Below are 26,651 nucleotides of genomic sequence, written 5' to 3' on the forward strand. Positions count from 1 at the left end.
CGATGCACAGCTTGTCCCCTTCGTCTGGAATGATCGACGGCATGATGAACCGCGTACGTGCAGCCCTCGTCGTCGTGGCCTGCCTGGTCGGGCTGACCGGGTGCGTCAAGCTCGACGCCGACCTGAAGGTCGGGTCGAACGAGACGGTCTCGGGGACCATGAAGATCGGGGTGGACAAGCAGCTGCTGCAGTCCAGCGGCCAGTCCCTCGACAAGGTCCGGCAGCAGATCGAGAGCAGCATCAAGTCGGGCGCCACCGAAGGCGTCGAGTGCAAGTCGTACGAGGATGACAAGTACGTCGGCTCGGATTGCTCCTTCAAGAACGTGCCGTTCGACAAGATGGGCAGCTCGAGCGGTGACGGCGTCAGTTTCACCAAGGACGGCGACAAGGTCACGGTGACGGTCAAGGCCAGTAACCTGGGCAGCAACCTGCCGTCCGGTGGCAGCCAGCCGGACGTGAACTTCAAGATCACCATGCCGGGCAAGATCCTCGAGCACGACAGCGGTGCGAACGTCAGCGGCCGGACGGCGACCTACGACAGCATCGACAAGCTGGGGAAGATCTCTCTGACCTCCGAGGCCGGCGGCGGGTTCCCGATGTGGGCGCTGATCCTGATCATCGTGCTCGTGGTGCTCGCGATCGCCGCGGTTGTCTTCTTCATGCTGCGCAGCCGGAAGGCGAAGGGCCCGCAGGGCTACGGCCAGCAGTTCCCTGGGCAGTACCCGGGCCAGCCGGGTCCGTACGGCGGCCAGGGGCAGTACCCGGGGCAGCCCGGATACGGCCAGCAGCAGTACGGCCAGCCCGGACAGCAGTACCCGGGTCAGCCCGGTCAGTACGGCGGACAGCCGGGCCAGCCAGGTCAGTACGGCGGGCAGCCGGGCCAGTACCCGGGCCAGCCGCAGCAGGGGCAGCCCGGTCAGGGACAGCCCGGTCAGGGCCAGCCGCCGTACGGCGGTCAGCAGCCGGGGCAGCCTGGTCCGCAGCAGTACCCTGGGCAGCCTCAGCAGGGGCAGGGACAGTGGGGCTCGCAGCCGCCGCAGCAGCAGGCTCCCGGTGGTTGGGGTCAGCAGCCTGGACAGGGTCAGCAGCCTGGTCAACCGCAGCAGGGTTCGCCCTACGGCCAGCAGCCGCCGCAACAGGGCGGGTGGAGTCAGCCCCCGAAGGACAACGACGGGCAGGCATGAGACTGACGGAATTCTGGGCACGGATGGATCACCATCTCGGGCCCGCGTATGCACGGACCTGGGCAGAGACCCAGGTGGTTCAGGAGCTCGACGGCCGCACGGTCGTCGAGGCCCTGGCCGACGGTGAGGCCGCCAAGGTGGTGTGGCGAGCCGTGTGGGCGCACCTCAACCTTCCGCCCAGTGAGCGCTGATGCTCAGAGCAACGACTCGAGCCGCCCGCTAGCTGGTCCATCCGGTGCGGGCGGCCCATTCCTCGGCCGGTAGATAGATGAGATCGCAGACCGGGTCCTTCAGGTCGGCGTAGTCGCCGATCTCGAGTCGGAGCGCGGCGGCGTGCTGCTTGAAGACGGCGTACGCGCGTGCCGTCTCCGGATGATTGCGCAGATAGTCGCGGAACAGCAGCGCGTACCGCTGGTTGGCCCGGCCGGCGACCCGGATGTGCAGGTTCACCCGACGCCGGTACATGGGCTCGACCAGCACCCGCTTCACCCAGTGGATGTCGTCCGCGGGCAGCCCCGGCACTGGATGGTCGCGTCGTGGCGGGCGGAGTTCCCAGTCCGCCGCGACCATCCGCTCGGCGACGTCGTCCAGTTCGGGTTCGGTGGCCACCGTCACCTGGATGTCGAGGATGTCCTTGGCCGGCAACCCGGGGACCGAGGTCGAGCCGATGTGATCGATCCGCTGGACCAGTTCGCCGAGCTGTCCACGGATCGCGTGTGCGGTCTTCTCGTACTGCGCGGGCCACGTCTCGTCCGGCTGCACGATGACGATCTCGTTCATGCGCAGATCATCCCAAGCCGGCCCGGGCGTGGGACAGCTTCAGAGAGGTTTGACCCGGAACCCGCTGGCGATGAGCAGGTCCGCGGCCTCGTACGCCGCCTTCTTGATGCCCTTGCGCTCGTCGAAGAAGCCGCCGACCACGCCGACGCCGGGAAGCTTCCCGACGAACCGGGCGCCCAGGCTGCCGCGGGGACGCTCCTCGAACACCTCGCTGAGCCCGCCGAACAGCTTGCTGAGCCGCCAGACCAGCCGCACGCCCTTGCGCAGCCCCATGTCCTTCGACACCTCGTCGAGGCCCAGTTGCTCCGTGACGTCCTTGCCGGCGACCTCCGGGTCGTCGTACTTGAGGACCTCGTCAGGCGTGATCGGGCGGTCGGTGAGGACCCGGATGATGATCGACGTCCGGTCGGCGTGCGCCTCCACGCCGTACTCGCGGCAGACCGCGCCGATCACCATCGCCTGCACCGCCGCGCCGAGGGTGTCCTTCATGGGCAGCCGGTCCGCCGCCGCGCCGCTGAGCCGGGGGAGTCCGGCGACGACCGCGGCGAATCCGCCCAGCCGCTCGACCCACCAGTCGCAGCGCTCGGCCAGCGGGAGCGTCGGCCACTCGTCGTGGCCGGGCACCTTCATCTGCAGCAGCCGGTCGATCGCGAGGATCAGCCCCTTCTCGGCCAGGTTGGGCTTCTCCTGGTCGGAGTAGTCGGTCAGGAAGCTGCGGATACCGAACGGGTCCTGCGAGCGGAGCGCGTCGAGCACGATGTCGATCCCGAACTCCACCCGGCTGATTGCGAGGACCACGGCGGAATCGGGTACGTCGGGACGGTCTGTCACGCCCGCAAGAGTAGGGATCGGCCGGGTCAGGATGGTTGCCCGGACAAGCTTCGGCGTGTCAGTTGTGATTCGAACACGTGTTCGGGATACTTTGGTGCTCGGAAGGTGGCCGGGACGGCCGAGTTGTCCACAGATTCGAAGTGGCTGCGAAAACTGTCCGTGGCGGCGAATACCTTCTCTGGCGACAACGAAGTTCCTTCGGGCGGCCGGCCGGCGGCCCCGATTATCAGATGGGTCAGGTGGCAGTCACATGGCGGGTGCAGCGAGTGCGGAGCGCGCGGCGGCCGATCGCGAGAAGGCGCTTGCGACCGCGCTGACGCAGATCGAGCGGCAGTGCGGCAAGGGTGCGGTGATGCGCCTGGGTGAGCAGGGCAAGGCACCGATCGAGATCATCCCGACCGGCTCGATCGCGCTCGACATCGCGCTCGGGATCGGCGGTCTGCCGCGCGGCCGGGTGGTAGAGATCTATGGTCCGGAATCCTCCGGTAAGACCACGGTCGCCCTGCACGCGGTCGCGAACGCCCAGCGGGCCGGTGGGATCGCGGCCTTCATCGACGCCGAGCACGCCCTCGACCCGGAGTATGCGCGGAAGCTCGGCGTCGACACCGACGCGCTGCTGGTCTCGCAGCCCGACTCCGGTGAGCAGGCGCTGGAGATCGCCGACATGCTGGTCCGCTCCGGCGCGATCGACATCGTCGTGATCGACTCGGTGGCCGCGCTGGTGCCCCGCGCCGAGATCGAGGGCGAGATGGGCGACAGCCACGTCGGTCTGCAGGCCCGGCTGATGAGCCAGGCGCTGCGGAAGATGACCGGTGCGGTCAACGGCACCGGGACGACGGCGATCTTCATCAACCAGCTGCGCGAGAAGATCGGCGTCATGTTCGGTTCGCCGGAGACCACGACCGGTGGTCGCGCGCTGAAGTTCTACGCGTCGGTGCGGCTGGACGTGCGCCGGATCGAGTCGCTCAAGGACGGCACGGACGTGGTCGGTAACCGGACCCGCGTCAAGGTCGTGAAGAACAAGGTGGCCCCGCCGTTCAAGCAGGCCGAGTTCGACATCATCTACGGTCAGGGCATCAGCCGCGAGGGCAGCCTGCTCGACCTCGGTGTGGAGCAGGGCTTCGTCCGCAAGGCCGGCGCCTGGTTCACGTATGAGAGCGACCAGCTCGGCCAGGGCCGGGAGAACGCACGGAACTTCCTGCGTGACAACCCCGATCTGGCCAACGAGCTGGAGAAGAAGATCAAGGAGAAGATGGGCATCGGCCCGACGCTCGACGCCCCGGCCGACGAGGCCGCCAAGGCCGAGGTTGATGTCGACTTCTGATCGCCCCTCCGCGGGCGGCAGCGTCCCCCGGCAGCCACCGGCTGCCGACGACGCTGCCCCCGCGGCGCTGTCTCTACCCCACGACGAACGCCTCGCCCTGGCCCGCAAGCTTCTGGCCGAGGGCGTGACCGGGGCTGCGAACTCCACGGACACAGCGGCCTCCACCGAGCGCCCGTCGTACCAGCGAGCGTCGGCTCGCCGGGTGTCCGCGGAGCGTGGCGGCGATGTTGCAGCTGATGAAGGCGACACTTCGTCCGCCGGCGCGGGGCGAGGAACACGTCGTACGCGAGGTCGTGGCGCGAAGCCTGTCAACGCATGGGACGACTCCGACGACTTCCTCGACAGCGGGGAGACAGAGCGGAGCACCGGCCGACGCACCAGCTCCATCAGGCGAACTGTCGGCACGGTCGACCCCTGGGACGAGCCGTCGAGCGGCTCAAGCAGACGAGGTTCTCGCCAGACCTCCGCACGGCCGGATGCCGAGCCGCAGGCTCCAACAACAGCCCGACGCGGTACGCCGTCGCGGCCTGCCGCTGCGAATCCAACCGACCCGTGGGGCGACGAGGACGAGCGTCCAGCCCAGACGTTCGAGGCCCAGGCAGCCGCCCGCCAAGCCGAAGCCCAAGCCTTCGCCGACGACATCCCCGCGCCACGCCGCGACTCCCAGTCCTGGCCCAACAGCTCAGTAGCACCCGCGATCCGGCGCGATTCATCTACTCCCGCCTCGCGCGACACCCTCGGGAAACCGGCCGCCTTCGACCCATGGGGAGACCCCGCCAACAACGCTGCGCCCGCCTCCGCCAATGAACAACCAGAGCCCGCCGCAGCACCAAAGCTCGAGCGGCCCCCAAGGACGACGGACGCACCCACCACTAAGCGGCGCTCAAAGCCACCACTCGCAGACGACCGCTCGTCACAGCCGAACAGCGCACCCACTGAAGGTGACCGGCGCAACTCAGCCGAAGACCTGTGGGCAGATCTAGCCGACGCTTCCGACGACGCACGGCGGCCAGTCGGTGCACTCGCCGAAGATGTCACTCGACACTCTGCCGATCGATCTGGCGACGGATCTGCCGACGGACCTGGCGACGGGCTGTGGGCGGATCCTGCAGGCGCACCTTCGGCCGAGCGGCGGCCAAGGGCGGGCACGGCCGCTGAAGGTGCTGGGCGAGGCTCGAGGCCGGCGGATGATCCGTGGGCGGATGCGGCTGATGCATCTGTTAGCGAGTCGTCGGGTTCCTCTGCCGGTGCCGCCTCAGCAGACCGGGCACAAGAGTCTCGCCCCAGCGCGACCGGTGCGACGTCTGGCGACGCGGGCACCAACGCATCCAGGGGAACGTCGACAGAGCCGCGTCGCCAGACCTCGACAACGGCGTCCCGCGAGAAGCACACCGCAGCGTCCCGTGAGACGCGCGACGCAGCGTCTCGTGAGACGCGCGACGCAGCGTCTCGTGAGGAGTCGGCTGTGGCGCCTCGTGGGTCTCACCGCAGCGCGGCCGGTGCGGCGTCTGGCGGCTCGGGTGCCGAAGGATCCATGGGGACGTCGACGGAGTCGGGTCGCCAGGCGCCGTCAGCGGCGTCTCGTGAGACACACAGTGCAGCGCCTCGTGAGACGTCCGACGCAGCGCCTGGCGAGGCGTCGGCTGTCGCGCCTCGTGAAGCGCCGACTGCGGGGCCTCGTGGGGCGGCGGCCGGGGAGCGGCGGGGATTGGCGCGGCGCCGGGTTGGTGGTGGATTTGGGCGGCGCGGGAAGCGGCCCGTGGGGGATGAGCCTGAGGGGACGGGGGATCCGCAGCTTGATGGGGAGGCAGGCGATCCGTACTCGGTGGCGCGGACGATTCTGCTGGACAAGCTGACGGGGCAGCCGCGTACGCGGGCTGAGTTGGCCGACGTGCTTGCTGAGCGGGAGATACCGGACGAGGTGGCCGACGAGGTGCTGGATCGGTTCACCGAGGTCGGGTTGATCGACGACGCCGCGTTCGCGAACGCGTGGGTGGAGTCGCGGCATCGCGGTCGCGGACTGGGGAAGCGAGCACTGGCGCAGGAGCTGCGGCGACGCGGAGTGGACGACCAGCTGGCGCGGGATGCGCTCGAGGAGCTGGATCCTCAGCAGGAAGAGCAGACGGCTCGCGAGCTGGTACGGCGGAAGATGCGGTCGATGCGTTCGCTGGATCGGCAGGTGGCGATGCGACGGCTGGTCGGCATGCTCGCGCGCAAGGGATACTCGGGCGGTCTCGCGATGAGCATCGTCAAACAGGAACTCGACGCCGGCCACGACGAGTTCCCACTCCTCGATTCCTCCGGCCTGGAGCCCGAGTAATTCTTCGCGCCACACCACCACCAGCCCAACTCGTCACGGAGAAAGATTCTCGCCAGGCGAGGGTGCTGGGGGGCAGAGCCTCCGTACGCAAGTCGCCGGTATGTCCATCGAATCCTTGTACCGGTCGAGCGAGAAGGCCCACCAGGTGACGCTCCCCGGGTCGCGCTGTAGCCGGAGCCTCACCTCGACGCTCTTCAGCCGGGCGTTCGTGACGCGGCCGAGCCCAGGGTGCTGGCGGCCGGCGGGGGCGGAAGTTGTGTTTGTGTCGGCGGTCGATGAGGAGGCTGCCGAGTTCTACGTGCGGGCTGGGTTCAACCGGTGTGTGGGGCCGTGGTTGTGGGCAGGGAGTGGCGCCGGGCGGGAGTAGCGTCGGGCGGTATGACGAGCCTGGGTGATGTGGAGCGGTTGGTCTCGGGGTTGCCGGAGACCGAGGAGGCCACTCGGCATGGGATGCGGACGTGGAAGGTCGGCGGGAAGGCGTACGCGTGGGAGCGGCCGTTCAGCAAGGCGGATGTGAAACGGTTCGGGGACGAGACGCCGCCGGACGGCCCGATTCTTGCGTTGGTGGTCGAGGATCTCGCGGAGAAGGAAGCTGTGCTCGCGGCGCGGGCGAAGGACGGGTTCTTCACGATTCCGCATTTCAATGGGTACGCCGCTGTGCTGGTGCAGCTGGATCGGGTGTCTGAAGCGGTACTCGAGGAGGCGTTGCTCGACGCGTGGTTGGTGCACGCGCCGGCCGAGGTTGCCAAGGCTCATCTCGACGGACGGTAGACGGTGTACGGCTGTTGTGGGGGTGTCGAGCGAGCCTGTTGTCACGCAGGGTGACGGCGTTCCGGGGGTGGGCTGCGGCGAGGGGCGTTGACGGGTGCGGCGTGACGGTGTGTTATCCGAAGTAGGGCTGGTACTTGGGCCGGTCCGTAGGCTGGGATTTTCCGTCGATCCGCCCCAGACACCGCGGAGGGTGCAATGAACGATTTCCAGGAACAGGCGAAGAACTGGCTCCGGAATGTCGTCAAGCAGAACCCGGACAAGATCAAAGCCGGAGTCGAGAAAGCCGGCGATCTGATCGACAAGCAGACCGGCGGGAAGTACGCGGACAAGGTCGATTCGGCGCAGGAGAAGGTCGGGAGCTTCGTCGACAAGCAAAACGCAGGGGAAGCGCCAGGCCAGGCGGGGGCGGAGCCGGCCGAGACATCTCAGCCCGCGTCGCAGTCCGGTGAGACGGCGCCCGGATCCACTCCCGGCACGTCGGCCGGATCATCGGCGGGCACGGCTCAGTCGGAGACGTCGGACGGCAGGACGAACAGCTAGCTGAGGCGCCGGCGGCGGGCCTCACGGCGGCACGGGACACGGCCTGCCGCAACTCGAGCGGCGGGACCCGGGGTGCGCAGGTGGTAGGCCCGCGCCCGTTGGTCGGTAGGCGTGAGGCCGCTCGGCCACCAAGGTGAGCGTTGGGGCGGTGGCAGTGAGGCTCGTCGCCGTGCTGGTGGCGGGCCTGCGGCCGCGAAGAGGCTGAACGCCTGTGGCTACGGTAGAGAGCCGGTAGCTGGGGGTGTGAAGGAGCGGCAGCCGGGAGCCTTGGGGACCGAGGCGGAGGCGGCCGGTTGACCGCGGCGAGTGTGCAGCCGCGGAGGCGGGTGGGAGTGCGGTCGCGGCGGTGGTGGGGGTGTGGTTGGGGCTTGCCCGGTTAAGTGGTGGTGGGGGTAGACCACGGTGGGGAGTGGTCTGGGTGGGATCGGGGTGGGGGGTTGTGAGTGTCCGCCTTGACCGGCGTGGGGGGCGCGCCTAGCCTCGGCATCAGGAAGGGATGAAACCACCGGATCGGTGGCGGGTATAAGAACGGCCGGCTGGTGAAAGGTGCCGATCGGCCGCGAAAACGCAACCACGCTCGACCGAGCTGAAGGAAGGACGACGGCGTTGTGCATCGCCGTCGGAATAGGCGGCACCGCGCGCAAGGCCGGAACGGGATGCGGGCGGAGTCATCGTGGTCTCCGAGGTGTCGTACGGCGACGCACGGTGAGCAGGCGAACGCTGGACGGCTGCGCAGGCAGTCGCTGCGTCGTCGGCGGACGGGGGTCCGCGGGCACGCTGGGCAGCAGCCACGCTGAGCGGTAGACGAACAGCGGCTTCACCGTCGGCACGGCCGGACAGGGCAGCACCGGTACCGCCTCAGCCGAGGTGGCGCCGGCACCGCCGTACCCCGGTGACGCCTTACCGAACGGCCGGGCGGCCGAGTGGCTGATCCCTTCGACCGATGGCCACAGTCCCGCGTGGGACTCGAAGGAGAGGGGAGACGCCGATGACCGCGATGTCGGTTGGCCTGGCCCTGATCGGATTGCTGATCGCAGGACTGCTGGCCTGGATCGGCCTGACCCTCTCTCGCCGGAAGGCCGTCGACACCGCACGGCAGGAGATCACCCAGCGCGAGGAGGCGGACCTGGTCCGCCGCCAGGCCGAGGAGGACGCCGCCGTACTGCGGACGCGGGCCGAGGCGGCCGAGCAGCGCGCCGAGGAGATCCGCCGGGCCGCGGAGGACCGGGCGTCGGAGGTACGGCGGGACGCGGAGCAGCGGGCGTCCGACGTACGCCGGGAGGCCGAGGGGGAGGCGCAGTCGATCCGCGACGACCTGCGCGAGCAGCGGCTGGAGATGGAGCGCCGCGAGCACCGCCTGACCGAACGCGAGGAGCGGCTCGACGAGCAGCACCGCGGCATCGAGGAGCGCCAGACCGAGCTGACCACGCAGCTGGCCGCACTCGAGCAGCGCAAGCAGGAGATCAAGGACCTCGAGGACGAGCGCCGCCGGATCCTCGAAGGCGTCGCGAACCTGACCGCCGAGCAGGCGAAGGCGGAGCTGGTCGCGGCGATCGAGGACGAGGCGAAGCGGCACGCGCACGGCATCGTCCGTGAGATCGAGCGGCAGGCGCTCGACGAGGGTGAGACGAAGGCGCGCAAGATCATCACCGGCGCGGTGCAGCGGCTGGCTTCGGAGCAGACCAGCGAGTCAGTCGTGTCGGTCGTCCATCTGCCGAGCGACGACATGAAGGGCCGGATCATCGGCCGCGAGGGCCGCAACATCCGGTCGTTCGAGCAGACCACCGGTGTGAACCTGATCATCGACGACACCCCGGAAGCGGTGCTGCTGTCCTGCTTCGACCCGGTACGGCGGGAGACGGCGCGGCTGACCCTGGACTCGCTGGTGCTGGACGGCCGGATCCACCCGAGCCGGATCGAGGAGATCTACGAGCGCAGCAAGGGCGAGGTCGCCGAGCTGTGTGAGCGGGCGGCCGAGGACGCGATGGCCGATGTCGGGATCACCGATCTGCACCCGGAGCTGATCCGGACGATGGGCCTGCTGCGGTACCGGACGTCGTACGGGCAGAACGTGCTGAAGCATCTGGTCGAGTCGGCGCACATCGCCGGGATGATGGCGGCCGAGCTCGGGCTGGATCCGAAGCTGTGCAAGCGCGGCGCGTTCCTGCACGACATCGGCAAGGCGCTCACGCACGAGTCCGAGGGCAGTCACGCGATCGTCGGTGCGGAGCTGGCCCGCAAGTACGGCGAGAACGACGACGTCGTGCACTGCATCGAGGCGCACCACAACGAGGTCGAGGTGCGGACCGTCGAGGCCGTGCTGACGCAGGCGGCGGACGCGGTGAGCGGCGGGCGGCCGGGCGCGCGCCGGGAGTCGCTGGAGGCGTACGTGCAGCGGCTCGAGCGGCTCGAGGAGATCGCGATGCACCACGACGGCGTGGAGAAGGTGTTCGCGATGCAGGCCGGCCGCGAGATCCGGGTGATGGTGCTGCCGGACGCGGTCGACGACATCGCGGCGCAGGTGATGGCCCGCGACATCGCGAAGCAGGTCGAGGAGGAGCTCACCTATCCGGGACAGATCCGCGTGACCGTGGTTCGCGAGTCCCGGGCGACCGAGGTCGCGAAGTAGTGGATCCCGGCGTGGTGGTCGAGCCCGCGACGCGGGCCGACATCGACCGGATGATCGGCGCGCGGGACGGCGAGCCGGCCGCGCAGCACCACATCAGGGCTCGTTGGGAGGTCCAACAGTCGGGCGAGGGTGTCTATCTGATCGCGTGGCGCGACGGCGAGATCGTCGGGCAGACGATGCTGCTGCGGCGGTCGAAGTACGACGAGGTTCACGCCGACGCGGAACCGGCCGAGATCAACGCCCTGCACGCGTTTGTGCGGCGGCAGGGCATCGGTACGGCGATCATCCGCGCCGCCGAGGAGATCGCCGCGGGGGAGTGGCACCGGTCGGCGATCGGTCTTGCGGTCGGTCTCGACAACGACCGGGCTCGCGCGCTGTACGAGCGCCTCGGGTACGCGCCGTGGTCAGGTCCGCGGGTCGTGGACCACTGGACCGAGCAGGCGGCGGACGGGACTGTCGTCCAGACGCACAGCGATTCTTGCGAGTACTTGCTAAAGAAGTTCTAGGCGAGGCTGGCCGCTGACGCGGTGAACGTGTTGCACGCCGCCGGCGAGCCCGCGTCGAAGCCGCGACGGGTCCACCGACTGTGGTTCTTGGCGCTGCCGTGGTCGCGCTGCGTGCCCCACTCATCGCCGCGGTGGCTGATGGTCCAGAGCCAGCGTTCCCGCCACGATCCGCTGACCGGGAAGAAGCTTCGGTCGGCGCCGAGGTAGGCGCCGCTCAGACAGGACGCCTGGAGTTCGATGCGCCGGCTCTCCAGGAGCGGGGCGTCGACGCCGTTCGCGTACGCCGTGCGGGTCGCGGAGGCGTCGCTGATGCCCGCCAGGTGCTGGATGTGGTGGCCGTACTCGTGCGCGACGAGATGTGCCATGGTCGTGCGAGCCCAGAGCTTGTTGTACTGGCGGTAGTTGTCGATGTCGAACGTCGCGTTCATCGAGATCACGCCGTTGCCGCAGTACGCCGCCGAGTCCTGCACGTCGCACGCGGTGCGGGTCTTGCCGGTGAAGATGTCCAGCCGGGGCGACTCGAAGGTGAAGCCGGCCTTCTCGACGACGGGCTTCCAGACCTTGTCGAGGCACACGATGTAGGCGGCGTAGTACTTGCGCACGTTGCCGACCGAGGTCGGGCGGATCGCGGGCTCCTTGCAGCGCGAGGCGGGGAGCCGGCCGACGCGATACAGCGGGTTCTGGGCGACGATCCGCAGCTTCGCCGCCAGCATCGCCTTCGTCGAGTCCACGGTCGCCGTCCGCGTCGGACTGGACGCTGTCGGCGAAGGCGTCGGCGAGGAAGGGGTGGGCGACGAAACAACAGATGGCGTAGGTGTCGTGCGAGCCGCCAGCGTCGCACCTGCCGTCGGTACGTCGTCACGCCCGCCCGCCTGCCGTACGACGACCACAGCGGCCACGACGACAGCGACAACGACAGCGGCGACGATCCCCACCCGCGAATTCACGGGCCGCAGCCTAGCCGGGCGCGGGGATCAGTGGCGCTTCTGATCCCGCAGATGCGTCGGCGTCACGTCGATCGGGTCGTCGGCGACGGGCCGCGGCGGATCGGTGCGGTACTGCCGCTCGACGTCCGGATCCATAACCGCGGGCTCGCCGCGCGGACGCCGGTTGGCGAGGCGGTACGACAGCCAGATCCCGGCCGCGCCGCCGAGCATGATGATGATGCCGAGCGCTGTCAGGTTGAACGTCTCGGACGTGTCCCGGACGGCGAACGCGATGACGGCGCCGATCACGACGAGTGCGATTCCGGCCCCGATCCGCATAAACAGCTCCTTCCGAACGCGGAGTAACCGATCTCACTCCCTGTGCCCAAAAGTAATCAACGGTATGCGTCAGCGGAAGGCGGACTGGCCGGTCAGCGCTTGGCCGATCACCAGTTGGTGGACCTCGGAGGTGCCCTCGTAGGTGAGGACGGACTCCAAGTTGTTGGCGTGCCGCATGATCGGGTACTCACCGCTGATCCCGTTCGCGGCGAGGATCGTGCGGCACTCGCGGGCGATCGCGATCGCCTCGCGGACGTTGTTCAGCTTGCCGACCGACACCTGCTCGGGCCGCAGCGTGCCCTTCTCCTTCAGCCGGCCGAGGTGGACGGCGAGCAGGATGCCCTTGTTCAGCTCGACGGCCATGTCGGCCAGTTTCGCCTGCGTCAGCTGGTACGCCGTCAGCGGCTTGTCGAACACGATCCGCTCACCGGCGTACTCGACCGCGGTCTCCAGGCAGTCCCGGGCCGCGCCCATCGCTCCGAAGATGATGCCGAAGCGGGCCTCGTTCAGGCAGCCGAGCGGCCCGGACAGACCGCGTGCCTCCGGCAACATCGCGGACTCCGGCAGCCGGACGTCCTCCAGCACCAGCTCGGAGGTGATCGACGCGCGCAGCGACATCTTCTGCTTGATCTCCGGCGCGGAGAAGCCGGGCGTCGCCGTCGGGACCACGAAGCCGCGGACGCCGTCGTCGGTGCGAGCCCAGACCACCGCGACGTCGGCGACCGAGCCGTTGGTGATCCACATCTTCGAGCCGTTCAGGATCCAGTCGGACCCGTCGCGGCGGGCGTTCGTGCGCATCCCGGCGGGGTTCGAGCCGAAGTCGGGTTCGGTCAGCCCGAAGCAGCCGATCGCCGCACCCGCGGACATCCGGGGGAGCCACTCGTTCTTCTGCTCGTCGCTGCCGTACTTCCAGATCGCGTACATCGCCAGCGAGCCCTGCACGGACACCAGCGACCGCATCCCCGAGTCGGCGGCCTCGATCTCCAGACACGCCAGCCCGTACGCGACCGGTCCGAGGCCGGCGCACCCGTACCCGGTCAGGTGCATCCCGAGAAACCCGAGTGACCCGAGCTCCTTGGCCAGATCGCGCGCCGGAATCGACCCGGTCTCGAACCACTGCGGCAGCGAAGGCCGCAACCGCTCGTCCGCGAACCGCCGCGCGGTCTCCCGGACGTCGACCTCCTCCGAGGTCAGCAGGGAGTCGACATCCACCAAGTCCAACGAAGCAGGCATGTGCTCACGCTAGCCGCTCGAACCCCCGCTGGGCTGTGCGTCGGCTCACTTGCGGTACCAGGGCCACCACCAGTGGCGCTTGCGTGGGTGGCGGACGACGACGCTGGCGTGGTGGGCCTTGCCGGTGACGTGCAGGCGGACGCCGCCGGGGCGCGGGGCGACCGCCTTGTTCTTCGCGCTGCTGTGGTTGGCCTCGACCTGGTCGATGTCGACGCTCCAGCCTTCGGGAATGACCATCACGACCGAGCTGTGGATGGCCTGTGCGTCGACGTGGATGTCGGACCAGTGCACGATCGCCTCGGTGAAGTCGAGTTTCACCGACGAGTGTTCCGCGATCGCGGTCAGCCGCTCCGGCACGACCCACGCGCCCTCACGCTTCTGCGCGCTGTGCCGTGCCCGGAGCGTCAGTTCCTGGGAGCTGCCGTGGGCGACCGGCACCAGGTCCGCGGTCGCGTTGCGGAGCTCGAGTTGCGTCTTGGCCGAGTAGATCTGCGTCAGTCGCTCGTCCAGCTCCTGGAAGTCCAGCCGCCCGTCGGAGTGCGCCTCCTGGACCACAGCGGCGGCGCGTTCACGGTCGTTGTCGGATGCCCGGTGGTTCGGCGGCGGCTGCTCCAGACTCATGTCCCATAAGGTAGCGCCGCATCAGCCGACGAGGGACAGGAATCGACCGACGACGGCCGACCAGGTCTTGTCCAGTTCGGCGGCGTGGCGCTCCGCGTCGGCCACCACCGCGTCCGGGTCGAACCCGAGGGCCCGCAGCCGCTGGGGGTTCCAGCGCCGTACGCGGTCTGCCTCCACCTCCGGATGGAACTGCACGCCCCAGCTCTGCCCGATGCGCAGCATCTGGTTCGGGCACCGTTCGCTGGACATCAGCAGCACCGCGTCGTCCGGAAGCCGGGTGATCTGGTCCTGATGGCTCTCGACCGCCAGCACCGTCGACGGCAGGGCGGCCAGCAGTACATCGTCCTCGGCGGCCGGGAGCACCGTCAGCGACGTCACACCCTTCTCCGGCTGCCCGTACTTCCCCTGCACCTCGCCGCCGAACGTGTGGGCGAGCAACTGCGCCCCCAGACAGATCCCGAGCACCGGCACCCGGCCGTGGGCGGCGCGCAGCAGCGCACGCTCCGCCGGCAGCCACGGGGAGCGTTCGTCCTCGTCCGGCAGCATCCCGCCGCCGAGCAGGATCAGCGCCGCATGCCCGTCCACGCTCGCGGGTACGGGTTCCCCGTCCCACGCCCGGACGACGGCCGGGGTGATCCCGCGCTCGTCGAGCCAGTCGAGCAGTCGGCCCGGTCCACTGTCACGGTCGTTCTCGATGATGAGTACAGAAGTCACGCGGCAACGGTACGGCGGCGGCACACCGGGCATCGCCGTACCGGAGTGGCGATTCCTGGATACTGATGCACTGGGGGTGCCGATGGAGCCGGTCAGTGGATTCGTGCGCGCTGTGGTCGGAGATGTGGCGTTCATCTTCGGCAAGGGCATGGTCAGTGCGTACCTGCTTGCGCGCCGCAACGGATGCGCGCGGCCGCAGCTCGACCTGCTGGTGCGCTCGCACGGCCAGTACGTACCGCTGTCGGTCCCGGCGGGCACCGTCCCCGCGGTGGGTCGCCTGGTCGGGCTGGACGAGATCCGCCCGGCTCCGATGATCACGGTCGAGTTCACCCCGGGCGACACCGGCGCCGAGGCGCATCTGGCCGCCAACAACCCGGTCCTCATCACCATCACCGATGTCAGTCACCGCGAGTACGACGCGGTCGTGCTGACCACGACACTCGGCGCGGCGGCGTACGCGCAGCTGCCGCCCGGGTACTACCACGTCTCCGCCGTCGTCATCGACGAGTACGGCGACCTGCTGCAGGGGTACGGCGCTCAGCACAACCTGCTCGTGGAGAAGGGCGACGACCTGATCGTGTCGCTGTCGATCCGGACCGCCGGTGTGGCGGAGATCGCAGCGGCGCTGGAGACCGGTCCGCAGCCCGCGCTGGTGGGCCAGGACGGTGACGTCGTACCGCTCCTGGACTTGGTCCGGATCGGCCGCGCGCCGGACTGCGACCTGATCGTGGACCGGCAGGAGATCAGCCGGCACCACGCCGAGCTGTTGCGGATCGACGCGTCCAGCTACGAACTGCGCGACCTGGGCTCCACCAACGGGACCCAGGTGAACGGCGTACCGATCGAGACGGCGCCGGTCGTCCACGGCGACGAGATCCGGCTCGGGGAGCTCCCGTTCCGCATCCTGCTGTCCTGACCTGGAACAATGGCGCCGTGAACCCGCGCAGCGTCGTCATCCTCGGCTCGACCGGCTCGATCGGTACCCAGGCGCTCGAGCTGATCGGACGCAACCGCGACCGCTTCCGCGTGGTCGCGCTGTCCGCCGGCGGCGGCAACGTGGCGCTGCTCGCGGAGCAGGCGCTCGAGTTCGGTGTCGAGGTCGTGGCGGTGGCGAAGGCCACGGTCGCGCAGGACCTGCAGCTCGCGTTCTACGCCGAGGCGCAGCGGAAGGGGTACGCGCAGGGCGAGTTCCGGATCCCGAAGATCGTCACCGGGCCGGACGCGTCCAGTGAGCTCGCGGCGATGCCGTGTGACGTGGTCCTCAACGGCATCACCGGATCGGTCGGCCTGCACGCGACGCTGGCCGCCCTGGACGCCGGGAACACGCTGGCGCTCGCGAACAAGGAGTCGCTGGTGATCGGCGGGCCGATCGTCACCCGGCGGACCAAACCCGGGCAGATCGTCCCGGTCGACTCCGAGCACAGCGCGATCGCCCAGTGCCTGCGCGGCGGCTCGCCGGACGAGGTCCGCAAGCTGCTGCTGACCGCGAGCGGCGGCCCGTTCCTCGGCCGGCCGCGCGCGGAGCTGGCGAACGTCTCGGTCGCGGAGGCCCTCGACCACCCGAACTTCGCGATGGGCCCGGTCGTCACGATCAACTCCGCCACACTGGTCAACAAGGGGCTGGAGCTGATCGAGGCGCACCTGCTGTTCGGGATCCCGATGGACCGGATCGACGTGGTGATCCACCGGCAGCAGGCGATCCACTCGATGGTGGAGTTCACCGACGGCGCCACGATCGCGCAGGTCGGCGTACCGACGATGACGGTGCCGATCGCGCTCGCCCTCGGCTGGCCCGACCGGATACCGGACGCGTCGCCGCCGTGGAGCTGGGCCGAGGCGAGCACCTGGACCTTCCAGCCGGTCGATCACGCAGAGTTCCCGTCGGTGGCGCTGGCCCGCGAGGCCGGGACCCGCGGCGGCACCGCTCCGGCCGTGTTCAACGCCGCGAACGAGGTCTGCGTGCAGGCGTTCCGGGACGGCCGGCTGCCCTTCCCGGCGATCGTCGACACAGTGTCCCGGGTGGTGACCGAACACGACGTACCCTCGTATGAGGAACTGTCTGTCGACGACGTGCTCGCGGCGGACGCGTGGGCCCGGAACCGGGCTCGTGAGATCACCGGCGTACAGGAGACCCAGCAGGCATGAGTGTGCTTCTCACCACCCTCGGCATCGTGCTGTTCGTTGTCGGGGTGCTGCTCTCTGTGGCGCTGCACGAGCTGGGCCACATGCTCCCGGCGAAGGCGTTCGGGATGAAGGTCACGCAGTTCTTCGTCGGTTTCGGGCGGACCCTGTGGTCCACCAAGCGCGGCGAGACCGAGTACGGCATCAAGGCGATCCCGGCCGGTGGATTCGTCCGGATCATCGGCATGATGCCGCCCGCCAAGGGCCAGGACCCGGCTCAGCCGCTACGGGTGCGCAAGGCCAACACCGGCCCGATCCAGTCGATGGTCGAGAACGCCCGGTCCGCGGAGTACGAGACGATCGCGCCCGAGGACAACGGCCGGCTGTTCTACCAGAAGGTGTGGTGGAAGAAGCTGATCGTGATGGCGTCCGGGCCGCTGGTCAACGTGCTGATCGCCGCCGTGCTGTTCACCGGTCTCTTCACGCTGTACGGCGCCCGGGTGCCGCAGACCACCATCTCCACCGTCACCGACTGCGTGATCCCGGCCGACCAGGCCTCCGCGGACCGCAAGTGCCAGGACGGGGACAAGGTGTCGCCGGCCAAGCAGGCCGGGTTCCAGGTGGGCGACCGGATCGTCTCGTTCAACGGCACCGCGATCGACAGCTGGGACCAGCTGACCCCACTGATCCGGGCGAACACCGACAAGGCCGCCACGATCGTTGTCGAGCGCAACGGCCAGCAGCTGACCCTGAAGACCAGCACGATCGTCAACCAGGTGCTGGACAAGCCAGGGTCGGACAAGTACGTCTCGGTCGGCTTCCTCGGCGTCTCGCCGGAGAACAGGCTCGAGCGGCAGAGCGTCGGCTACGCGTTCGACCAAATGGGCACCTACACGGTCGCCACGGTGCAGGCCCTCGGCCGGTTCCCGGAGAAGCTGGTCGGCGTCGCCAAGTCGATCGTCGGCGGTCAGCGCGACCAGGACAGCCCGATGAGCGTCGTCGGCGCCAGCCGGGTCGCGGGCGAGATCGCCTCCAGCAACCTCGACGTCGGCGCGAAGTTCGCGAGCCTGATCATGCTGCTCGCCTCGCTGAACCTGTTCCTTGCCCTGTTCAACTTCATCCCGCTGCTGCCGCTCGACGGCGGTCACATGATCGGCGCGATCTGGGAAGGCATCCGGCGCGGCTTCGCCAAGCTGTTCGGCCGCCCGGACCCCGGGTACGTCGACGTGGCCAAGCTGCTCCCGATCGCGTACGTCGCGGCCAGCGCGATCGTGGTGATGGGCGTGCTGCTCGTCATCGCCGACATCGTGAACCCCATCAAGCTGTTCAACGGATAAGGACACATGAGCATCAACCTCGGCATGCCTGCCTTGCCACCCCCGACCCTCGCACCGCGTCGCAAGACCCGCCAGATCAAGGTCGGCAAGGTGCTCGTCGGCGGCGACGCGCCGGTCTCGGTGCAGTCGATGACGACGACGCCGACCAACGACGTCAACAAGACGCTGCAGCAGATCGCCGAGCTGACCGCCGCCGGCTGCGACATCGTCCGGGTCGCCTGCCCGCGGCAGGAGGACGCCGACGCCCTGCCCGAGATCGCGAAGCACTCGCAGATCCCGGTGATCGCCGACATCCACTTCCAGCCCAACTACGTGTTCGCCGCGATCGAGGCCGGCTGCGCGGCGGTCCGGGTGAACCCGGGCAACATCCGCCGGTTCGACGACCAGGTCAAGGAGATCGCGCAGGCCGCGAAGGACCACGGGACGTCGCTGCGGATCGGCGTGAACGCGGGCTCGCTGGACAAGCGGCTGCTGGAGAAGTACGGCAAGGCGACGCCCGAGGCGCTCGTCGAGTCGGCCGTCTGGGAGGCGTCGCTGTTCGAGGAGCACGACTTCCACGACTTCAAGATCTCGGTCAAGCACAACGACCCGGTCGTGATGGTGCAGGCGTACGAGATGCTCGCCGAGCGCGGCGACTGGCCGCTGCACCTCGGGGTCACCGAGGCCGGCCCGGCGTTCCAGGGCACGATCAAGTCGTCGGTCGCGTTCGGCGCGCTGCTGTCGAAGGGCATCGGGGACACGATCCGCGTCTCGCTGTCCGCGCCGCCGGTCGAGGAGGTCAAGGTCGGCCTGCAGATCCTGCAGTCGCTGAACCTGCGCGAGCGCAAGCTCGAGATCGTCTCCTGCCCGTCCTGCGGCCGCGCCCAGGTCGACGTGTACACGCTCGCCGAGCAGGTCACCGCCGGGCTCGAGGGCATGGAGGTCCCGCTCCGGGTCGCGGTCATGGGCTGCGTCGTGAACGGCCCGGGCGAGGCCCGCGAGGCCGACCTCGGTGTCGCGTCCGGCAACGGCAAGGGCCAGATCTTCGTCAAGGGCGAGGTCATCAAGACCGTCCCCGAGTCGGCGATCGTGGAGACCCTCATCGAAGAGGCGATGCGCATCGCCGAGCAGATGGAGCCCGCGGAGGGCGCCGAGCCCACCGTCACCGTCAGCTGATCGACGCAGAGCAGGTCATCCGCCGACTACGCTTCGGCGGGTGACCAGTTACCTGATCGTCAGTGCGATCCGCGCAGAAGCTCGGTACGTCCCGGAACACCTGCCGGTCGTCACCACCGGCGTCGGCAAGACCGCGGCGGCGGTCGCCACCGCCCGAGCCCTGGCGGAGCGGGACACCGACGGACTGGTCGTACTGAACGTCGGTACGACGGGTGCGCTGCGCGACGGGCTGTCCGGGCTGTACCTGCCGAGCACGGTCGTCAACCACGACCTCAACGCGGACGCGATCCGGGCGATCGGCCTCGACCCCCAGGAGGAGCTACCGGTCGAGGGCGGCGACGGCACGGTCCTCGCGTCCGGCGACGTGTTCGTGACAGACCCCGCCGTCCGGGCGAGGCTGGCCGAGCGGGCGCATCTGGTCGACATGGAGGCGTACGGCGTCGTGTACGCCTGCCGCGCATACGGCGTACCGGTCCGCGTCGTGAAACACGTCTCGGACTCGGCCGACGAAACCGCACTCGACTGGCCGGCCCTCGTCGACGCCAGCGCCAAGGTGCTGGGGGAGTGGGTCCGCTCGCACACCTCCTAAACTGGGCTTGACCTTGACCCTGGGGGCAAGGTTTAGCGTCGGGGTGAAGGAGGCGGGATGCGGATCAGCGATCTGGCGGCCGAGGCCGGTGTGACGGTCAAGGCGGTTCGGTACTACGAGGCGCAGGGTCTGCTCAAGCCGCGGCGGGAGGCCAACGGGTACCGGTCGTACGACGCGGACGACGTGGTCGTGGTGCGCGAGGTGAAGGCGTTGCTGAGCCTCGGGCTGACCGCGGAGCAGACGTACCCGTTCATCGAGTGCCTGCGGGCCGGCAACGCCCGCGCGGACGTGTGCCCGGCGTCGCTGACGGCGTACCGGACGCGGATCGCGGAGGTGGACCGGCGGATCGCCGAGCTGACCGATCTGCGGGCCCGGCTGACCGACCTCCTGACCGACGCCGAGAACTGGAGAACGCCATGAGCGACCTGCGCAGTGTTGACGAAGCCACGTTCGACGAGGAGGTGCTGCGGTCCGAGAAGCCTGTGCTGGTGGACTTCTGGGCGCAGTGGTGCCCGCCGTGCCACCAGATCGCGCCGGTCCTCGCGCAGATCGGTGCCGAACGCAACGACCAGCTGACCGTGGTGAAGCTGAACTCCGACGAGAACCCGGCGATCTCCGCCCGCTACCGGGTGATGGCGCTGCCGACCCTGATCCTGTTCCACCGCGGCGAGATGATCTGGTCCGTCGTCGGCGCCCGCCCCAAGCACAAGCTCCTCAAAGAGCTCGACGACGCGCTACTCGCCGCCGTCTAACCTCGCCGCGACCGCGGCCAGCACCCGCGATCAGTGAGCTCGCTGGCGTTCGCGTTCCGCCGCGGACGCCAGCCGCTCCTGGTGAAACCGCACTACGGTCCCTCCGCTCGAAGCCGACACTGTGACCTGCACGGTGCTGTCGTGCGACCAGTCCACCGGCTGCCATGTCAACCGCACGCGGTTGTTCGCGCGCAGACTCCGCCCAGCCGGCGTCTTTGGTCAGGCCTGTCGGCATCAGAGCGCCGTCTGCTGGTGGAAGGCGACGCGCCAGTCGCCGTGGACGTCGGTCCAGACCGTGCTCGCGTACGACGGCAGGTGCACCTCGTTGCCGTCGACCAGGGCCGTGACGTCGACGTGGTAGGTGACGATCGCGGTGTGGTCGTCGACCGTGATCACCTGCTCGTCGCTGCGGTCGGTCTTCACGAACGGGTTGTGGTTGATCCGGATCCCCGGCACCGCGGTCGCCTTGTCGATGATCCCGAACTTGGTCACCGCGACCGCGTCGTCGAGCAGGTACTTCTCGTAGAAGTCCCCGTCACCTTCCCGGTTCGCCTTCCACAGCAGGTCTTCGAGCTCCAGCAGCTTCTCTCTCATGGCATCCATGCTGCCGCGCACTTAGGACAGATCCGGTCCTAGCCTGCGTAGACCTCCACCAAGATTCATCGTCGGGACTCCTCGATTGACTGGTAGCTGCCTAGGATGCTAGCAATATAGCCATGGCGGACGACGCGGGCAAGAAGGTGCAGTTCAACGTGTATCTGCCGCCGGCGCTGGTGCGGCGGGTGAAGCACAAGGCGATCGACGACGGGGCGAGTTTGTCCGCGCTGGTCGAGCAGGCGCTGTCGGAGTACCTCGACAACCATGGGGAGGCCCGGGGATGAACAACACGGTGATCCGGCCGTTGCGGTTCACGGCGGACGTGGAGGCGATGCGGACGTTCCTGGAGACGCTGGGGTTGCGGTCGCGGATCGAGTCCGAACGCGGCGGCTGGGTCGACATGCTGGCCGGTCGCGGGATGGTCGCGCTGCACGACGCGGCGTCGAGTTCGACGGGCGGGCTGCCGGGGCAGACGAGGCTGTCGTTCGAGGCCGACGATCTCGGCGAGTTGAAGGACCGCCTGGAGCAGGTCGGGTTCGTCGACGCCACGGTGTTCGACGAGGCGTACGGGCGGGTGCTGTCGGTCAGCGGTCCGGAAGGCGTGGTGATCTGGGTCGACGAGCGCAACGACGACCTGTACGGCTACAAGCTGCACACCGCGAGGCCCGACGAGCGCTGGTCGGTCACGCCGTACCTGACCGGTGCGGACGAGGCGCCGTGGCGGCGGTTCCTCGACGCGCTCCGGGTGCCGCGGGCCGCCCGGTTCGGACCGGCCGGCGGGGAGTTCGACGTTCGGCTCGATCTCGTGACGACCGAGGACCTGGACGACGTACACGCGCGGGTCGGCGGTTCGCGCACCGAGGACAGGCTGGAGATCGTCGACCCGGACGGTCAACTCGTGGTGGTTCACGGATGATCGCCGTACACCGGACCGACCGCGACCTCGGGGACGAACTGATGTGGATGAGCCTTGACCTCGACCGCACCTGAGGATGGAGGATGCCCGGCATGACTCGGCTGCGGGACGACCCGGACTTTCGGCGGTACTGGTCAGCGCGAGCGTTGTCGACCACCGGGTCGATGGTGACGGCGATCGCGCTGCCGGTGCTGGTGTACCGGCTGAGCGGCTCGACGGTTCTGACCGCCGTGGTGACCGCGCTGGAGTCGGCGCCGTACCTGCTGACCGGTCTGTTCGCGGGTGCGCTGGCCGATCGCTGGAACCGGCGGCGCGTGATGGTCACCGCGGACACGGTGAACGCGGTGCTGGTGGGGTCGGTGCCACTCGCGCATCTGCTCGGCGCGCTCACTGTCGTCCAGGTCCTGATCGTCGCGTTCGCCGTCCAGGCCGTGCACACGTTCTTCGACGGCGCGAACTTCGGCGCGCTCCCTGTGCTCGTCGGCCGGGCCCGGGTCGCCCAGGCGAACTCCGCGGTCTGGACCGCCTCGAGCCTGATCGAGCTGCTGGTGCCGCCGCTGACCGGTCTGCTGCTCGCCGTCCTCGATCCGGCCAGCCTGCTGACGCTGGACGCGCTCAGCTTCGCGGCGTCCGCGTTCGCGGTCCGCGGGATCGTGCGGGCGCTTTCCGAGTCCCGCGACGGGCGTCCGCCGTTGCGGCCGCGGGTGGTCCTGAACGACATCGGCGACGGTCTGCGCTATCTGATCCGGCACGCCGGGGTTCGCACGATGACGATCGTCGGCAGCGTCCAGTCCTTCGCCGGCGGCGGGTTCATGGCGCTGATCGTGGTCTGGTGCGACCGCGTCCTGCACATCGGTACGTCGGGACTCCGCTTCGGTCTGGTCTGGGGTACGTGGGGGATCGGCGGGCTGATCGCCGCGCTCAGCCTCCCGAAGTTGCTCAAGCGGATGTCACCCGCGGCGATCACGCTGTACGCGCTGCCGGTGTCGGCGCTGCTGGGCGTGCTGTCGCCGTTGTCGCCGCACTGGATCGTGGCCGCGCTGGCGTTGCTCGTCTGGGGTTCGGCGTACGTGCTGGTGATCGTGAACGCGGTGTCGTACCGCCAGCAGGTGACGCCGGAGAACCTGCTCGGCCGGGTCAACACCGCGGGCCGGATGCTCTCCTGGGGCGTCGGGTGGACGCTCGGCTCGGTCGTCGGCGGGCTGCTCGGCACCGAGTTCGGGGCGCGGACCGGGATGGTGCTGATGGGGCTGTTCGGCTGCGTCGGCGTGGTCTTCGCCTGGACGTCGCCGCTGCGCCGGATCGCCGCCGAGCACGAACCGCAGGTGGCCTGACCCGGCCCCGTTGCATACGAACGCGGGGCTGATCCGCTAGGTTCTGCGCGTGGGAGTACGGGTTCTCGGTCCTCGTGACCTCGCGGCGGCGCGCGCGGTCATCGCCCGTGATCCGGTGGTGAACGTGTTCGTCGACAGTCTCGTGCAGGCGTCCGGGCTCGACCCGCGGCGCGGTGCGGAGGTCTGGGGGTACGTCGAGAAGGGCGCGCTCGAGGCCCTGTGTCACGCCGGCGGGAACATGGTGCCGGTCGGCGCCGGCGACGCGGCGCTGCGGGCGTTCGCGGCGTACGCGCTGCGGCGCGGCCGGAACTGCTTCCAGATCCTCGGCCAGGCGCGCTCGGTCGAGCAGCTGTGGGCCATTCTCGAGCCGCACTGGGGGCCGGCCCGGGAGGTGCGCGACGACCAGCCGTTCATGGTGATCGACGGGCCGCCGGCGATCGCGCCGGACCCGCTGGTGCGCGCGGTGGAGCCGGTCGAGCTGCCGATCCTGTACCCGGCGTGCGTGGCGATGTACACCGAGGAGGTCGGCGTACCGCCGCAGACCGGGCCGGACGGGACGTTCTACCGCTCACGCGTGGCGGAGCTGATCCGGGCCGGGCGGGCGTTCGCGCGGATCGAGGACGGCCGGGTCGTGTTCAAGGCCGAGGTCGGCTCGGTCGGAACCGGTGTGTGCCAGATCCAGGGCGTCTGGGTGGACCCGGAGTACCGCGGCCGCGGGCTGGCCGCGCCCGGCATGGCCGCGGTGGTCGAGCTGGCCCGGCAGATCGCCCCGGTCGTCACGCTCTACGTCAACGCGTTCAACCGGCCGGCGCGGGCGGCGTACGAGCGGGTCGGGTTCCGCACCATCGAAACCTTCGCCACCATCCTGTTCTAAGCTCCGACGCATGCCATCGCGAAGCACTAAGGGTCTGGCCGCGCTGTTCGGCGTGCTCGGGACGTTGCATTTCCTGAAGCCCGGGCCGTTCGAGCAGATCGTGCCGAAGGTGCTGCCGCGGAAGAAGGAGCTCGTGTACGTGTCCGGGGCGGCGGAGCTGGCCTGCGCGGCCGGGCTGCTGCACCCGCGGACCCGGCGACTGGCCGGGCTGGCGAGCGCGGGGCTGCTGGTCGCGGTGTTCCCGGCGAACGTCCAGATGGCCGCCGACCTGCGGACGAAGGGGTCCCGGACCGCTCAGGCGATCGCGTACGCGCGGCTCCCGTTGCAGCTGCCGCTGATCCGGTGGGCGATGAAAGCTGCCCGCGAGTGACCTGTGGATAACGTGGTGAGAGCATCACCACCGGACCGATATTCTCTGTGATGTCCCGTACTCGACTTTTGCCCGCTTGGAGACTCCCGTGATTTTGCGTATGTCGTCGTTGTTCCTCCGCACCCTTCGCGAGGACCCGGCGGACGCGGAGGTCCCGAGCCACAAGCTGCTCGTCCGCGCCGGATACATCCGCCGCGCCGCGCCCGGCATCTACACCTGGCTGCCGCTCGGCCTGCGGGTGCTGCGCAACGTCGAGCGGATCGTCCGCGAGGAGATGGACGCGATCGGCGCCCAGGAGCTGGTCTTCCCGGCGCTGCTGCCCCGTGAGCCCTACGAGGCCACCGGCCGCTGGACGGAGTACGGGCCGAACATCTTCCGGCTGAAGGACCGCAAGGGCGCCGACATGCTGCTCGGCCCGACGCACGAGGAGATGTTCACGCTGGTCGTGAAGGACCTCTACTCGTCGTACAAGGACCTTCCGCTGTCGATCTACCAGATCCAGAACAAGTACCGCGACGAGGCGCGGCCGCGGGCCGGCGTGCTCCGCGGGCGCGAGTTCGTGATGAAGGACTCGTACTCGTTCGACGTCGACGACGACGGCCTCGCCGCGTCGTACGAGAAGCACCGCGACGCCTACATCAAGATCTTCGACCGGCTCGGCTTCGACTATGTGATCGTGCAGGCGATGTCCGGCGCGATGGGCGGCTCGCGGTCCGAGGAGTTCCTCGCAATCGCGGAGAACGGCGAGGACACCTTCGTCCGCTCCCCGGGTGGGTATGCCGCGAACGTCGAGGCGGTCGTGGTGCCGCAGGCGACGCCGATCGACGCGTCCGGCGTGCCGGCCGCCGAGGTCGTGGACACGCCCGACACCCCCACGATCGACACCCTCGTCGACGCGCTGAACGCCAAGCACGCGCGCACCGACGGCCGCGAGTGGACCGCCGCGGACACCCTGAAGAACGTGCTCGTCATGCTCGTGCACCCGGACGGCAGCCGCGAGCCGCTCGCGATCGGCGTCCCGGGCGACCGGGCGATCGACGAGAAGCGGCTCGGCGCGCAGATGGAGCCGGCCGAGGTCGTCGCCTTCGAGGAGGCGGACTTCGAGAAGCACCCGTCGCTCGCGAAGGGCTACATCGGCCCCGGTGTGCTCGGCAAGGAGAACGCCTCCGGCATCCGCTACCTGCTCGACCCGCGGATCGCCGAGGGGTCGGCCTGGGTCACCGGCGCCGACAAGTCCGGCTTCCACGTCGTCAACCTGGTGCACGGCCGGGACTTCACCGCGGACGGGACCATCCAGGCCGCCGAGGTCCGCGACGGGGACCAGGCGCCGGACGGCTCGGGCGAGCTGGAGACCGCGCGCGGGATCGAGATGGGGCACATCTTCCAGCTCGGCCGCAAGTACGCCGACGCCCTCGACCTCAAGGTCCTCGACCAGAACGGCAAGCTCGTCACGGTCACCATGGGGTCGTACGGCGTGGGTGTCACCCGCGCGGTCGCCGCGATCGCCGAGGGCAACCACGACGAGCTCGGTCTGGTCTGGCCGCGGGAGATCGCGCCGGCCGACGTCCACCTGGTTGCCACCGGCAAGGACAGCGAGGTCTTCGCCAAGGGCGCGGAGATCGCCGCCGAGCTGGAGGCCCGCGGGCTGAGCGTCATCTACGACGACCGCGAGAAGGTCTCGCCGGGCGTGAAGTTCAAGGACGCCGAGCTGATCGGCGTCCCGACCATCGCGGTCGTCGGCAAGGGTCTCGCCGACGGCACGATCGAGGTCAAGGACCGCCGCTCCGGCGACCGCGCCGACATCCCGGTCGCGGACGTCGTCGACCACCTGGTCGCCACAGTCCGCGCCTGACCCGCCCCGCTCCGCGCCTGACCCGCCGCGCTGCGC

At 69.4% G+C, this 26,651-nt stretch carries 30 protein-coding genes; 21 read left to right on the forward strand and 9 right to left on the reverse strand.

What is annotated here, in order from left to right:
* Positions 1 to 41: 41 nt before the first annotated feature.
* Entirely contained in the window at positions 42 to 1,184 is a 1,143-nt protein-coding gene (locus ACWEOO_RS40445; RefSeq protein WP_452147570.1) for an LppM family (lipo)protein, read from the forward strand.
* Positions 1,181 to 1,375 (forward strand): DUF3046 domain-containing protein, encoded by a 195-nt coding sequence (locus tag ACWEOO_RS40450; RefSeq protein WP_355690102.1) that lies wholly within the window; start codon positions 1,181 to 1,183, stop codon positions 1,373 to 1,375. The genes ACWEOO_RS40445 and ACWEOO_RS40450 overlap by 4 nt, the downstream gene beginning before the upstream one ends.
* Positions 1,376 to 1,403: 28 nt before the next feature.
* On the opposite strand, the gene ACWEOO_RS40455 is transcribed toward ACWEOO_RS40450, so the two are convergent.
* Together ACWEOO_RS40455 and ACWEOO_RS40460 are read right to left on the reverse strand one after the other, a co-directional pair.
* On the reverse strand, positions 1,404 to 1,964 hold the full coding sequence (locus tag ACWEOO_RS40455) for a GrpB family protein (protein ID WP_452147571.1): 561 nt from the start codon (positions 1,962 to 1,964) through the stop codon (positions 1,404 to 1,406).
* A 39-nt stretch (positions 1,965 to 2,003) separates the two neighbouring features.
* Positions 2,004 to 2,795: a hypothetical protein gene (locus tag ACWEOO_RS40460; protein WP_452147572.1), complete on the reverse strand. Its 792-nt coding sequence runs from the start codon at positions 2,793 to 2,795 to the stop codon at positions 2,004 to 2,006.
* Positions 2,796 to 3,045: 250 nt separating this feature from the next.
* On the opposite strand from ACWEOO_RS40460, the gene recA reads away from it, so the two are divergent.
* The 6 genes from recA (at position 3,046) to ACWEOO_RS40490 (ending at position 10,885) form a co-directional block, all read left to right on the forward strand.
* Entirely contained in the window at positions 3,046 to 4,119 is a 1,074-nt protein-coding gene (recA, locus tag ACWEOO_RS40465; RefSeq protein WP_359933627.1) for a recombinase RecA, read from the forward strand.
* Between the two features lie 1,759 nt (positions 4,120 to 5,878).
* The gene (locus ACWEOO_RS40470) at positions 5,879 to 6,439 is read left to right on the forward strand and encodes a regulatory protein RecX (RefSeq protein ID WP_452147573.1); all 561 of its coding nucleotides are present in this window, start codon (positions 5,879 to 5,881) and stop codon (positions 6,437 to 6,439) included.
* 378 nt (positions 6,440 to 6,817) lie between these two features.
* Entirely contained in the window at positions 6,818 to 7,210 is a 393-nt protein-coding gene (locus tag ACWEOO_RS40475; protein WP_452147574.1) for an MmcQ/YjbR family DNA-binding protein, read from the forward strand.
* Between the two features lie 195 nt (positions 7,211 to 7,405).
* Positions 7,406 to 7,750: an antitoxin gene (locus ACWEOO_RS40480; RefSeq protein WP_359933635.1), complete on the forward strand. Its 345-nt coding sequence runs from the start codon at positions 7,406 to 7,408 to the stop codon at positions 7,748 to 7,750.
* A gap of 988 nt (positions 7,751 to 8,738) precedes the next feature.
* Positions 8,739 to 10,379, forward strand: coding sequence for a ribonuclease Y (rny, locus tag ACWEOO_RS40485; RefSeq protein ID WP_452147575.1), 1,641 nt, complete (start codon positions 8,739 to 8,741; stop codon positions 10,377 to 10,379).
* An 11-nt stretch (positions 10,380 to 10,390) separates the two neighbouring features.
* Positions 10,391 to 10,885 (forward strand): N-acetyltransferase family protein, encoded by a 495-nt coding sequence (locus ACWEOO_RS40490; RefSeq protein WP_452147576.1) that lies wholly within the window; start codon positions 10,391 to 10,393, stop codon positions 10,883 to 10,885.
* On the opposite strand, the gene ACWEOO_RS40495 is transcribed toward ACWEOO_RS40490, so the two are convergent.
* The 5 genes from ACWEOO_RS40495 to ACWEOO_RS40515 form a co-directional block, all read right to left on the reverse strand.
* Complete coding sequence (locus ACWEOO_RS40495; RefSeq protein ID WP_452147577.1) at positions 10,882 to 11,832, reverse strand: neutral zinc metallopeptidase; 951 nt, start codon at positions 11,830 to 11,832, stop codon at positions 10,882 to 10,884. The two genes, ACWEOO_RS40490 and ACWEOO_RS40495, sit on opposite strands and share 4 nt — an antisense overlap.
* A gap of 27 nt (positions 11,833 to 11,859) precedes the next feature.
* Positions 11,860 to 12,150, reverse strand: coding sequence for a hypothetical protein (locus ACWEOO_RS40500; protein ID WP_359933643.1), 291 nt, complete (start codon positions 12,148 to 12,150; stop codon positions 11,860 to 11,862).
* 69 nt (positions 12,151 to 12,219) lie between these two features.
* Positions 12,220 to 13,383, reverse strand: coding sequence for an acyl-CoA dehydrogenase family protein (locus ACWEOO_RS40505; protein WP_452147578.1), 1,164 nt, complete (start codon positions 13,381 to 13,383; stop codon positions 12,220 to 12,222).
* A gap of 45 nt (positions 13,384 to 13,428) precedes the next feature.
* Positions 13,429 to 14,004 carry a DUF1707 SHOCT-like domain-containing protein gene (locus ACWEOO_RS40510; protein WP_359933647.1) on the reverse strand — a complete coding sequence of 192 codons (576 nt, stop codon included), beginning with the start codon at positions 14,002 to 14,004 and terminating at the stop codon, positions 13,429 to 13,431.
* A gap of 21 nt (positions 14,005 to 14,025) precedes the next feature.
* A complete protein-coding gene (locus ACWEOO_RS40515) occupies positions 14,026 to 14,718 on the reverse strand; it encodes a type 1 glutamine amidotransferase (RefSeq protein WP_452147579.1) in 693 nt (230 codons plus the stop codon).
* Between ACWEOO_RS40515 and ACWEOO_RS40520 the strand changes: the two genes are divergently transcribed.
* The 7 genes from ACWEOO_RS40520 to trxA are packed head-to-tail and all read left to right on the forward strand — an operon-like array spanning position 14,699 to position 20,672.
* Positions 14,699 to 15,634 (forward strand): FHA domain-containing protein, encoded by a 936-nt coding sequence (locus tag ACWEOO_RS40520; protein ID WP_452147580.1) that lies wholly within the window; start codon positions 14,699 to 14,701, stop codon positions 15,632 to 15,634. The genes ACWEOO_RS40515 and ACWEOO_RS40520 overlap by 20 nt on opposite strands.
* 17 nt (positions 15,635 to 15,651) lie before the next feature.
* Positions 15,652 to 16,863 (forward strand): 1-deoxy-D-xylulose-5-phosphate reductoisomerase, encoded by a 1,212-nt coding sequence (gene dxr, locus ACWEOO_RS40525; RefSeq protein ID WP_359933653.1) that lies wholly within the window; start codon positions 15,652 to 15,654, stop codon positions 16,861 to 16,863.
* Positions 16,860 to 18,176 (forward strand): M50 family metallopeptidase, encoded by a 1,317-nt coding sequence (locus ACWEOO_RS40530; RefSeq protein WP_452147581.1) that lies wholly within the window; start codon positions 16,860 to 16,862, stop codon positions 18,174 to 18,176. The genes dxr and ACWEOO_RS40530 overlap by 4 nt, the downstream gene beginning before the upstream one ends.
* A 6-nt stretch (positions 18,177 to 18,182) precedes the next feature.
* Entirely contained in the window at positions 18,183 to 19,331 is a 1,149-nt protein-coding gene (gene ispG, locus ACWEOO_RS40535) for a flavodoxin-dependent (E)-4-hydroxy-3-methylbut-2-enyl-diphosphate synthase (RefSeq protein ID WP_355690133.1), read from the forward strand.
* Between the two features lie 40 nt (positions 19,332 to 19,371).
* Positions 19,372 to 19,920, forward strand: coding sequence for a nucleosidase (locus ACWEOO_RS40540; protein ID WP_359933657.1), 549 nt, complete (start codon positions 19,372 to 19,374; stop codon positions 19,918 to 19,920).
* A 57-nt stretch (positions 19,921 to 19,977) separates the two neighbouring features.
* A complete protein-coding gene (locus ACWEOO_RS40545) occupies positions 19,978 to 20,340 on the forward strand; it encodes a MerR family transcriptional regulator (RefSeq protein WP_359933659.1) in 363 nt (120 codons plus the stop codon).
* The gene (gene trxA, locus ACWEOO_RS40550) at positions 20,337 to 20,672 is read left to right on the forward strand and encodes a thioredoxin (RefSeq protein WP_359933661.1); all 336 of its coding nucleotides are present in this window, start codon (positions 20,337 to 20,339) and stop codon (positions 20,670 to 20,672) included. The genes ACWEOO_RS40545 and trxA overlap by 4 nt, the downstream gene beginning before the upstream one ends.
* A gap of 30 nt (positions 20,673 to 20,702) precedes the next feature.
* Here the strand turns inward: trxA and ACWEOO_RS40555 are convergent, their stop codons facing one another.
* Positions 20,703 to 20,867, reverse strand: coding sequence for an SRPBCC domain-containing protein (locus tag ACWEOO_RS40555; RefSeq protein WP_452147589.1), 165 nt, complete (start codon positions 20,865 to 20,867; stop codon positions 20,703 to 20,705).
* A 39-nt stretch (positions 20,868 to 20,906) separates the two neighbouring features.
* Positions 20,907 to 21,266 carry a nuclear transport factor 2 family protein gene (locus tag ACWEOO_RS40560; protein WP_452147582.1) on the reverse strand — a complete coding sequence of 120 codons (360 nt, stop codon included), beginning with the start codon at positions 21,264 to 21,266 and terminating at the stop codon, positions 20,907 to 20,909.
* Positions 21,267 to 21,388: 122 nt separating this feature from the next.
* On the opposite strand from ACWEOO_RS40560, the gene ACWEOO_RS40565 reads away from it, so the two are divergent.
* From ACWEOO_RS40565 to ACWEOO_RS40590, 6 genes are all read left to right on the forward strand, one after another.
* Positions 21,389 to 21,553 (forward strand): ribbon-helix-helix domain-containing protein, encoded by a 165-nt coding sequence (locus ACWEOO_RS40565; protein WP_359933669.1) that lies wholly within the window; start codon positions 21,389 to 21,391, stop codon positions 21,551 to 21,553.
* The gene (locus ACWEOO_RS40570) at positions 21,550 to 22,185 is read left to right on the forward strand and encodes a VOC family protein (protein WP_452147583.1); all 636 of its coding nucleotides are present in this window, start codon (positions 21,550 to 21,552) and stop codon (positions 22,183 to 22,185) included. The genes ACWEOO_RS40565 and ACWEOO_RS40570 overlap by 4 nt, the downstream gene beginning before the upstream one ends.
* 92 nt (positions 22,186 to 22,277) lie before the next feature.
* Positions 22,278 to 23,519 carry an MFS transporter gene (locus ACWEOO_RS40575; protein ID WP_452147584.1) on the forward strand — a complete coding sequence of 414 codons (1,242 nt, stop codon included), beginning with the start codon at positions 22,278 to 22,280 and terminating at the stop codon, positions 23,517 to 23,519.
* Positions 23,520 to 23,568: 49 nt separating this feature from the next.
* Positions 23,569 to 24,393, forward strand: coding sequence for a GNAT family N-acetyltransferase (locus ACWEOO_RS40580; RefSeq protein ID WP_452147585.1), 825 nt, complete (start codon positions 23,569 to 23,571; stop codon positions 24,391 to 24,393).
* A gap of 10 nt (positions 24,394 to 24,403) precedes the next feature.
* Positions 24,404 to 24,763, forward strand: coding sequence for a DoxX family protein (locus ACWEOO_RS40585; protein WP_452147586.1), 360 nt, complete (start codon positions 24,404 to 24,406; stop codon positions 24,761 to 24,763).
* A gap of 88 nt (positions 24,764 to 24,851) precedes the next feature.
* Complete coding sequence (locus tag ACWEOO_RS40590; protein ID WP_452147587.1) at positions 24,852 to 26,615, forward strand: proline--tRNA ligase; 1,764 nt, start codon at positions 24,852 to 24,854, stop codon at positions 26,613 to 26,615.
* Positions 26,616 to 26,651 lie beyond the last annotated feature (36 nt).

The sequence above is a fragment of the Kribbella sp. NPDC004138 genome, from assembly GCF_053603655.1.

Excerpts from the sequence above, each read along its gene's own strand:
- ACWEOO_RS40445 (WP_452147570.1), top strand. The coding sequence starts at position 42 with ATGATGAACCGCGTACGTGCAGCCCTCGTCGTCGTGGCCTGCCTGGTC.
- ACWEOO_RS40450 (WP_355690102.1), top strand. The coding sequence starts at position 1,181 with ATGAGACTGACGGAATTCTGGGCACGGATGGATCACCATCTCGGGCCC.
- ACWEOO_RS40455 (WP_452147571.1), bottom strand. The coding sequence starts at position 1,964 with ATGAACGAGATCGTCATCGTGCAGCCGGACGAGACGTGGCCCGCGCAG.
- recA (WP_359933627.1), top strand. The coding sequence starts at position 3,046 with ATGGCGGGTGCAGCGAGTGCGGAGCGCGCGGCGGCCGATCGCGAGAAG.
- ACWEOO_RS40475 (WP_452147574.1), top strand. The coding sequence starts at position 6,818 with ATGACGAGCCTGGGTGATGTGGAGCGGTTGGTCTCGGGGTTGCCGGAG.
- ACWEOO_RS40480 (WP_359933635.1), top strand. The coding sequence starts at position 7,406 with ATGAACGATTTCCAGGAACAGGCGAAGAACTGGCTCCGGAATGTCGTC.
- rny (WP_452147575.1), top strand. The coding sequence starts at position 8,739 with ATGACCGCGATGTCGGTTGGCCTGGCCCTGATCGGATTGCTGATCGCA.
- ACWEOO_RS40500 (WP_359933643.1), bottom strand. The coding sequence starts at position 12,150 with ATGCGGATCGGGGCCGGAATCGCACTCGTCGTGATCGGCGCCGTCATC.
- ACWEOO_RS40505 (WP_452147578.1), bottom strand. The coding sequence starts at position 13,383 with ATGCCTGCTTCGTTGGACTTGGTGGATGTCGACTCCCTGCTGACCTCG.
- ACWEOO_RS40510 (WP_359933647.1), bottom strand. The coding sequence starts at position 14,004 with ATGAGTCTGGAGCAGCCGCCGCCGAACCACCGGGCATCCGACAACGAC.
- ACWEOO_RS40520 (WP_452147580.1), top strand. The coding sequence starts at position 14,699 with ATGATGAGTACAGAAGTCACGCGGCAACGGTACGGCGGCGGCACACCG.
- ACWEOO_RS40530 (WP_452147581.1), top strand. The coding sequence starts at position 16,860 with ATGAGTGTGCTTCTCACCACCCTCGGCATCGTGCTGTTCGTTGTCGGG.
- ispG (WP_355690133.1), top strand. The coding sequence starts at position 18,183 with ATGAGCATCAACCTCGGCATGCCTGCCTTGCCACCCCCGACCCTCGCA.
- ACWEOO_RS40545 (WP_359933659.1), top strand. The coding sequence starts at position 19,978 with ATGCGGATCAGCGATCTGGCGGCCGAGGCCGGTGTGACGGTCAAGGCG.
- trxA (WP_359933661.1), top strand. The coding sequence starts at position 20,337 with ATGAGCGACCTGCGCAGTGTTGACGAAGCCACGTTCGACGAGGAGGTG.
- ACWEOO_RS40560 (WP_452147582.1), bottom strand. The coding sequence starts at position 21,266 with ATGAGAGAGAAGCTGCTGGAGCTCGAAGACCTGCTGTGGAAGGCGAAC.
- ACWEOO_RS40565 (WP_359933669.1), top strand. The coding sequence starts at position 21,389 with ATGGCGGACGACGCGGGCAAGAAGGTGCAGTTCAACGTGTATCTGCCG.
- ACWEOO_RS40570 (WP_452147583.1), top strand. The coding sequence starts at position 21,550 with ATGAACAACACGGTGATCCGGCCGTTGCGGTTCACGGCGGACGTGGAG.
- ACWEOO_RS40575 (WP_452147584.1), top strand. The coding sequence starts at position 22,278 with ATGACTCGGCTGCGGGACGACCCGGACTTTCGGCGGTACTGGTCAGCG.
- ACWEOO_RS40585 (WP_452147586.1), top strand. The coding sequence starts at position 24,404 with ATGCCATCGCGAAGCACTAAGGGTCTGGCCGCGCTGTTCGGCGTGCTC.